We start from the raw sequence: 6,887 nt of genomic DNA on the forward strand, positions 1-6,887 counted from the left end.
GCGAAGTACGGATCTAGCTCCGCCCGCTCGCGCTCACCGTCGCCGCGGCTGAACCAGCGGGCCACCGCCTGCCGGAAACTGCGCCATCCGTCCGTGCCTGCGGCCTGCACCACCGCCGTGCCTCCGGACACCGCCAACGCCACCAACGCCTCAGCCAACATGCCTGCCCCCCCGTACACGCTCGCTCGGTACACCGACCGTAGCGCTCAGCCCTTACACAGGCACCGGCAATCCGCTGGGTCGTGACATTTGAGGCTCATGTGACCTTGAGCAGGAGGAGAGTTCATCAGCCGTCACCGCTTCTGGCACAACAGGACAGGAGCGCTGCAGTGATCTCGTACCACTCGGCGTCTCCTCATGCGGCGTGGACGCACCCCCATGCGGAGGATCCTGCGGGGGCTACGGCTCACCTCCGCTCGCGCGGAGAGGACCGGCCCATCGCCGTTGCCTCGCCGACGTGTCGGCGTACACGCGAACGTCCCCATCTGCGTGGATGAAAAGGGACAATTCTTGCTGCACTGAGCTCTGCTGCTCGGCATGCTGCTGCTGGATCGAGGAGAGACGGCGGAGGGCGGTCGACGGAGGTCTTGGACCCGCGTCGCCGGCTGGAACTGCGGCGTTTTCGTGGGCTGCTGGAGCCCGGGGCGATGAGCCCGTCGGAGAGTGCCGGTGGCGCGAAGGCTCGGCCCACTGGCTGTACAGCGAGCCCCACTGTGCGGTGCGCCAAAGGCCGTCCGCAGGGTTCCGGGTCGGCGACGGCTCCGTGAACGGTGCAACGCCCCAGCGCTCCCTCGGCAACACGGCTTTCGCGCCGATCGCCCCGCTCGCCTCCGAGCCGCCCCTTCCTGCCGGATGCCCGCACCGTCAGCGCAGCAGCATGGGCACCCTCAGGGGCGCCCGCTCATGACGCTGCGCAGCAGGTCGACGATGGGCTGCACCGGGACGGTCGGGTCGAAGGCGCGCTGGACGCCGAGCCCGATGCCGAGGCTGAGCAGGGTCAGGGCGGCGGTGTCGGCGGGCAGGGCAAGTGTGATGCCGAGTTCGTCCGCCTGCGCCCGGATCAGGTCCGCGAGCGCGTCGGTGACGGTGCGCCGACGCTGGGCGAGCTGCTCGCACACCTGCTTGTCGCGGCGGTTGGCGGTGGCGAACTCGACTTCCAGCGAGGTCCACGAGCTGTCGCCGATGGTCTCGTCGGCCCAGCGGGCGAATCCCGCGATCCGGTCCTCGAAGCGGGGCGCGTCGCCCATCGCGGCGGCCAGCTGTGTCACCTGTTCCGCGGCGATGCGGTCGAGCACGGCCAGGCACAGCTCGTTCTTGGTGGCGAAGTTGGAGTACACCGCCCCCTTCGAGTAGCCCGCCGTCTCGGCGACACGCTCCATTGACGTCGCCGTGAAGCCGTCGCCCAGGAAGAGCGCGTACGCGGTGTCGAGGACGTGTTCGCGGGTGCGGGCCTGGCTCTCGGCCCGGGTCAGTCTTGCCACCCCCGGAGGATACCGCTAGCTTTCAGATTCCCTTGGAATTCAAATACCAGGAGAATCTATGACGGGGCGTCAACGACGCGGGCTGGTCGTCGGGTGCGGCGGCACCCTCGGCTTCGCATGGGCGGTTGCGGTGCTGGCCGCGGTCGAGGAGCAGCTCGACTGGGATGCCCGCACGGCAGAGGTGCTGGTGGGGACGTCGGCGGGGGCGGAGGTCGTGTCCCCGCTCGGGTCCGGCCGGTCGGTCTCCGACCTGCTCGCAGCACTGCAGGGCCGGTCCGACGCGGACCCGCTGCTCCTGCGGCACGTCGGCGCGCACCCGGGCGCCCTGCCACCGGTTCCGTGGCCGGGACTGCCGGGCGCCGGGCTGACGGCGGCGGCAGCCCGGGGCCGTGTCCCGCTCGGCTCGGGGCTGCTCGGCCTCCTGCCGCGCGGCCGGGGGGATGCGGGGTGGCTGCGGGGCTTCGGCGCCGCGCTGGCGGACGGCCACACGTGGCTCGCCTCGTCACGTACGTGGCTGGTGGCGACCGAGACGCGCTCCGGCAGACGGGTCGCGTTCGGTTCGCCCGACGCCCCGGTCGCCGACATCGGCAGCGCGATGGCCGCGTCGTGGGCGATCCCGGGCTGGTTCCCTCCCGTACGGATCGACGGGCGCGCCTACCTCGACGGCGGGGTGGTGTCGCCGACGTCGGCCGACCTCGTTGCCCCGCTCGGCCTGGACGAGGTGGTGATCGTCGCCCCGATGGCGACGTCCGGGGGCGCGCCCGCCACCGGGCTGAGCCGCCTCGAACGCGTCGCCAGGCGCTGGATGACCCGGACCCTCGACGCGGAGGAACACCTGCTTCGGGCAGCGGGGACCCGCGTCGTCCGGATCGAGCCCGGCGCCGAGGAACTGGCCGTCATGGGCTTCAACTTCATGGACGTCGCCCGCCGCCCGGCCACCCTCGACGTCTCCCTGCGTACCGCGCCCGACCGTGTCAAGCGAGCCATCGACAGGAGCACCACGGCATGAGCGCCCATTTCGAGGTCATCGTCATCGGCGCCGGCATCTCCGGGGTCGGCGCGGGGGTCCGGTTGCGCGAGGCCGGGCTCCGGGACTTCCTGATCATCGAGGCCGCCGACGACTTCGGCGGCACGTGGCGGGCCAACACCTATCCGGGCTGCCAGTGCGATGTGCCGTCCCGGCTCTACAGCTACTCGTTCGCGCCGAACCCGGACTGGATGAGGGTGTACGCGCATCAGCCGGAGATCCTCACCTACGTGAAAGGGGTCGCCGACCGGCACCGGCTGCGCGAGCACACCCGGTTCGGCGTGCGCATGACCGAGGCGCACTGGCAGCCCGACGCGGCACGGTGGCGGATCAGCACCAATGCCGGCGAGTTCACCGCCCGGTTCCTGATCGCCGGTGCCGGGCCGTGGAACGAGCCCCTCATCCCCGAGATCCCGGGCCTTGCGGAGTTTCCCGGCGAGGTGTTCCACTCCGCGCGCTGGAACCACGCCTACGACCTGCACGGCAAGCGGGTCGCGGTGCTCGGCAGCGGGGCATCGGCCGTGCAGTTCGTCCCGGCCATCGCCCCCCAGGTCGACCGGCTCCACCTGTTCCAGCGCACTGCCCAGTGGGTGCTGCCCAAGCCGGACCATCGCATACCGAAGGCCGAGCGGTGGGTGATGCGGCACGTGCCCGGCGCCCGGGCCGCGGTGGCCGCGGTGGAGTACCAGGCCATGGAGATGCTGGGCCGCGGATTTCGCAGGCCCTCGCTGCTGCGCGGCGTACAGGCCGTGGCACGCGCACACCTGCGCGCCACCGTCCGCGACCGTGAACTGCGCCGCAAGCTGACCCCCGACTACACCATCGGCTGCAAGCGCATCCTGTTCTCCAACCACTACTACCCGGCCCTGCTCCGCCCGAATGTGGACGTGTACGCCTGCGCCGTCCGCATGGTCGACGGCACCACCGTGCTCGGCGCCGACGGCAGCAGCGCCGAAGTGGACGCGATCATCCTCGGCACGGGCTTTCACATCCTCGACATGCCCCTGTCGAACCTCATCCACGACGGCGCCGGACGTTCCCTCGCCGACCACTGGCAGGGCTCCCCTGAGGCGTACCGCGGCACCGTCACCGCCGGGTTCCCCAACGCGTTTCTGCTTCTCGGTCCCGGCCTGGGCACCGGACACAGCTCCGCGTTCACCATCCTCGAAGCCCAACTCGATCTCGCCTTCGGCGCGATCCGCTCAGCACGCGCCGAGGGGTGGGCGTCGGTCGAGGTACGCCGCGACGTGCAGACCGCCTACAACACCGAACTGCAGGCCGCCCTCGCGGGCACCGTCTACAACACCGGCGGATGCCGGAGCTACTACCTCGACGCCAACGGCCGCAACAGCTTCAGCTGGCCCTGGTCCACCGGCCGGCTCCGCACACAGGTGGCACGCTTCGACGCCCGCGACTTCACCGTCATCCACCCCACCGACCGGCAGGAGCTCAGCGCATGAGATTCCCCGCCATCGACATGCGCGGCGCCGACATCGCCGTCACCGGCGCCGCACGCGGCATCGGATTCGCCACCGCGAAGGCGTACGCCCCCAGAATGCCCACCTCACGCTCGGCGACCTCGACGGCGACCTGGCCCGGCTGATCCGGAGCCACTGGAAGATCGAATGATCACGAAACAGACGTCACGCGACTACGCCGAGGCCCTGACCGTCACCCTAGGCCGAAAACCTCAGTAGCCGGCGGGCTTCGCGCTGAGGCCCCATGGGCTGCTGGGAGGCGTCGGACAGGCCAGTCCGCCCAACACCTGTCAAACGTTCAGCGCCCAGGCCAGCCCGAGGTATGCACGAGGATCAGCGTCCTGTGCCTGGTTTTGCTGGCTCGTCGTCTGGACGCCAGCGAAGTTCGACCCGCACCAGTTCTCGAACGAATTTACTCCGATCGCGGGCCAGGCGATTGAGGGCACGTCGTGCCTCCTCGTCTTCCGGCCACCCACTCAGCAGTGAGGCCGCGGCCGCCACGCGGACTTGGTTGTCTGGGTCGTTGGCGCGCCGAACAACGGCATCGCGCGCGGCGGGCTGAGTCATTGCCAAGAGTTGTGGATCAGTTGAGGTGGCTCAGGCTGCGCTGAGCTCGGGGCGCTCGACGAGCTGACCGCGTTCGGAGCGGGCTCCGGCACGGACGAGGGCGACGAGGTGGGGTGACGGTGGAGAATGTCGACTCGATCGGATTCGTACCAGATATGAAATCTGTGGGCGCCGCTGTCCGTGTCCTGGTGACCGGGCTTGGGCCTGGTTGTACGGTGCGACCGTCAGGACGAGGGGTGCCCGGGGAATCAGCATGGGCAGGCCGATCTTGAACGATGGGCTGCGAGCCCGCCTTAGTAGATGGCCGCCCCTGCGACTTGCCTGGCTGCGTCGTGAACGCGATTCCGTAGGTGTCGTTTCGCCCAGCTGATCCCCATACCGGGTTCATGTCTACGCATGGAGATGGACGATGGGACGGTTCATCGGGTTGGACATTCACCGGGACTTCGCGCAGGTCGCGGTGGTCGAGGACGGATGCGTCACCGACTGGGGCCGGGTGGGGTGCCGGCCGGAGGCACTGCGCGGGTTCGCTACACGGCTGCGTCCGGACGACCAGGTGGCGCTGGAGGCAACCGGAAACGCGAGCGCAGTGGCCGTGCTCCTCGAGCCGCATGTCGCGAAGGTGGTGATCTCCAACCCGGTCAAGACCCGGGCGATCGCCGAGGCGAAGGTGAAGACCGACCGGGTCGACGCGCGCATTCTCGCGCAACTGCTGGCCGCCGACTTCCTGCCGGGCACGTGGCTGCCGGACGAGCGCACCAGGATGCTGCGGCGCACCGGGCGCAGCTGGTGCGCGGCCGTATTCGGGTCAAGAACCAGGTCCAGGCGGTGCTGCACCGCAATATGCTGCCACGCCCGCCGGTCAGCGACTTGTTCGGCACCCGTGGGCGAGGCTGGCTCGCACACCAGGCGCTGCCGGCAGACGAGCGCGAGACGGTCACCGCGCTGCTGCGCCAACTCGACTTCTACGGGGCGGAGCTCGCCTCGGTGGAACGGCGGTTGGCCACCGAGGCGCTCGACGACCCGGTCGTGAGGCGGTTGATGACCATTCCGGGCGTGGACGCGATGACCGCGGTCACGGTGCTGGCCGCCGTCGGCGACTTCCACCGCTTCTCCAGCGCGGACAAGCTCGTCTCCTACCTGGGCCTGAACCCGACGGTGCGCCAGTCCGGCGGGACGGCCGCCCACCATGGCAGGATCACCAAGGCCGGGTGCGGCAAGGCGCGCGGGATGCTGGTGCAGGCCGCGTTCGCCGCGCTGCGCTCCCCTGGACCCCTGCGAGCCCTGCATCAGAGGATCAAGGCCAGGCGCGGGATGCAGATCGCGATCGTCGCGGTCGCCCGGAAGATCGCGGTCATCGCCTGGCATCTGGTCGTCGAGGAACAGGACTACGCCTTCGCCCGCCCGGGCCTGGTCGCTTTCAAACTGCGCAAGCTCGAGCTGACCGCCGGTGCCGAGCGCCGCATCGCCCGGCGCGGTCCGGGCTACGACTACAACGATAAAGAGCTACGACGACAAGAACGCCAGATCGCAGAGCAGGCTGAGCGCGCTTACGCGGTGCTGGCCGCCCAGTGGCAGACCAAGCGCCCGGCCGGCACACCTCGCCTGCCAGCGATACCCGGCACCGAATCCGAGTCTGTGACCTGCACTGCTTGACGATTACATCCGTGGTCCGCAGGTGGATCCAGTGCTCGGCCGGGAAGTCGAAGAACGCCAGCAGCTGCTCCTGGTCGTTGGTGATCTTCTTGACGGCCTTGGGGAACTTCGCCTCGTAGAGCTTGGCGAATGTCTTGACCGCCGCCTCGGCGTGGTCGCGGTCCTCGGCGTTGTAGATGTCCTGGATGGCCTTCTTCGCGCCGGGCTGCGCGGACTTCGGCAGGGCGTCGAGGACGTTGGCGGTTTTGTGAACCCAGCGCCTCTGCTCGCGGGTGGCGGGGAACACCTCGGCCAAAGCCTTCCACAAGCCCAGGGCGCCGTCGCCGACCGCGAGTACGGGGGCGCGCATGCCCCGGCGGGCGCAGTCGCGCATCAAGTCGGCCCAGGACTCGGCGGATTCGCGGTAGCCGTCCTTGAGCGCGATCAGTTCCTTGGAGCCGTCGGCCCGCACGCCGACCAGGACGAGCACGCAGGCTTTGGCCTCCTCCAGGCGGACGTTGAGGTGGATGCCGTCGGCCCACACGTACACGTAGTCGACCTCCGCGAGGTCGCGGTCCATGAACGCGGCGTGGTCGGCCTGTCGTCGGGGGACTTCGTTCCGGCACTGGAGCAGTTCCTCGGCTCGGCGGCCGGGCTCTCTCCCGCCACCATCACCCGGCTCACCCAGCAGTGGCAGGC

4 protein-coding genes and 2 pseudogenes are annotated in these 6,887 nt (G+C 69.9%); 4 read left to right on the top strand and 2 right to left on the bottom strand.

All coding sequences use genetic code 11. The features are described from left to right. Positions 1-887: 887 nt before the first annotated feature. The gene (locus tag StrepF001_RS43750) at positions 888-1,481 is read right to left on the bottom strand and encodes a TetR/AcrR family transcriptional regulator (protein ID WP_129803638.1); all 594 of its coding nucleotides are present in this window, start codon (positions 1,479-1,481) and stop codon (positions 888-890) included. 58 nt (positions 1,482-1,539) lie between these two features. Here StrepF001_RS43750 and StrepF001_RS43755 point away from each other — a divergent pair, with 58 nt between their 5' ends. The 4 genes and pseudogenes from StrepF001_RS43755 (at position 1,540) to StrepF001_RS43770 (ending at position 6,209) form a co-directional block, all read left to right on the top strand. Further along, positions 1,540-2,490: a patatin-like phospholipase family protein gene (locus StrepF001_RS43755; RefSeq protein WP_129803639.1), complete on the top strand. Its 951-nt coding sequence runs from the start codon at positions 1,540-1,542 to the stop codon at positions 2,488-2,490. Then, positions 2,487-3,968, top strand: a complete 1,482-nt coding sequence (locus StrepF001_RS43760) for an NAD(P)/FAD-dependent oxidoreductase (protein ID WP_129803640.1) — start codon at positions 2,487-2,489, stop codon at positions 3,966-3,968. Before StrepF001_RS43755 ends, StrepF001_RS43760 begins: the two co-directional genes overlap by 4 nt. Beyond that, positions 3,965-4,111 carry a hypothetical protein gene (locus StrepF001_RS46100; RefSeq protein ID WP_165396576.1) on the top strand — a complete coding sequence of 49 codons (147 nt, stop codon included), beginning with the start codon at positions 3,965-3,967 and terminating at the stop codon, positions 4,109-4,111. Before StrepF001_RS43760 ends, StrepF001_RS46100 begins: the two co-directional genes overlap by 4 nt. 869 nt (positions 4,112-4,980) lie before the next feature. Continuing rightward, positions 4,981-6,209, top strand: a pseudogene (locus StrepF001_RS43770) (IS110 family transposase). On the opposite strand, the pseudogene StrepF001_RS43775 reads toward StrepF001_RS43770, so the two are convergent. Further along, a pseudogene (locus StrepF001_RS43775) lies at positions 6,166-6,774 on the bottom strand (IS256 family transposase); the annotation flags it as partial. The pseudogenes StrepF001_RS43770 and StrepF001_RS43775 sit on opposite strands and share 44 nt — an antisense overlap. Between the last annotated feature and the right edge of the window lie 113 nt (positions 6,775-6,887).

It is taken from the genome of Streptomyces sp. F001 (genome assembly GCF_004187715.1).
Lineage (GTDB): Bacteria > Actinomycetota > Actinomycetes > Streptomycetales > Streptomycetaceae > Streptomyces > Streptomyces flavusporus.